The 1,435-nt window shown below is 34.6% G+C and carries 2 protein-coding genes; one reads left to right on the top strand and one right to left on the bottom strand.

The features are described 5' to 3' along the window. On the bottom strand, window positions 1–893 hold an 893-nt coding region (locus tag AC1DTM_RS26380), incomplete at its 3' end, for an aspartate-semialdehyde dehydrogenase (protein WP_477001273.1). Between the two features lie 129 nt (window positions 894–1,022). Here AC1DTM_RS26380 and AC1DTM_RS26385 point away from each other — a divergent pair. Continuing rightward, window positions 1,023–1,435 (top strand): LysR family transcriptional regulator (locus AC1DTM_RS26385; protein WP_477001274.1); only part of this gene is annotated, 413 nt, incomplete at its 3' end.

The following is a 1,435-nucleotide window of genomic DNA, read 5'->3' on the forward strand; positions in this document are numbered from 1 at the left end:
CCCTCTGCATATAATGGCGTTGGATAAATTTGTTCACTAGGATTATCTTGTAAAATAACACCTGGTGCATTCAGTAGTACTTCTTTAATTTCTGCAACGGTCGCTTCTTTTTCAAGTTCAATATAAACTGATTCAGAATGCCCCGATACAACTGGAACTCTGACGCAAGTAGCTGCCATTTTTAGATTTGGATCTTCTAAAATTTTCTTCGTCTCTTGAATCATCTTTACTTCTTCGAATGTGAAATCATTGTCTGTAAATATATCCACTTGCGGCAATACATTAAATGCAATTGGATAATGTTTTTTATCTTTTTTCGCTGGTAATATAGTACTCTTCACTTCTTCACCTGTAAGCATTGACTTAGCTTGTTCTTTTAATTCATGAATCGCATGAATTCCTGAGCCTGATACGGCTTGATACGTTGAAACAATAATTCGTTCTAAACCAAATGATTTTCGAATTGGCTGAAGAGCTGTTACCATCTGTAGTGCTGAGCAATTCGGAACTGCAATGATCCCTTTATGTTCCCTTAAAGTATGTGCATTTACTTCTGGAACGACGAGTGGTACATCGTGTGCCATTCGGTATTCACTTGTGTTGTCAATTACGATTGCACCACTAGAAACTGCATGATTTACATATTGTCTAGAAACTTCTCCTCCAGCACTAAAAAATGCAATGTCTACACCTTCAAAACTAGTTGATTTTGCCTCTTGTATTTTAATCTCTCGTCCTTTAAATTGTACTATCTTACCAGCAGATCGTTTTGACGAGAGTAATGTAATTTCTTCTATATTAAATTTCGTTACTCTCTCTAACAATGCAATGATTTTTTGCCCTACTGCGCCTGTAGCCCCAACTACAGCTACATGATAGCTCTTTTCACTCATTTTTTCTCCTCCAATTTCACTTGAATGAATTTCTCCACAACTTAATTTTAAAAGAAATTTAATGATTTGAAAAATTGAAATACATGATATAATCATTCACAAATCATGATAATAAAAGAGGTATCATTTATGGAAATGAGACATGTTAAAACATTTTGTGCCATTGTTAAATATGGCAGCTTTTCTAAAGCTGCTCATGCATTAGGTTATGCGCAATCTACTGTGACAGCCCATATTAAAGCATTAGAGAACGATTTAAACATTCCTCTATTCGATCGATTAGGAAAAAAAATACTTCTTACAAAAGCAGGTCATCAATTTCATCCGTACGCATTAGAATTACTTACTATTTATGATAAAGCGCAAGAAATCCCTCAAAACAGTGACCATTTAGAAGGAACATTGACTATTACATCTAATGAATCATTGGCAGTGTATCGGTTACCACAATTATTACGTACTTACAAACAGGAAAATCCGAAAGTAAATATCGTACTTGAGACAAATACCAATGAGCAAGCATTGAAAAAACTACATGAAGG

It is taken from the genome of Bacillus sp. P4_D3, assembly GCF_056401855.1.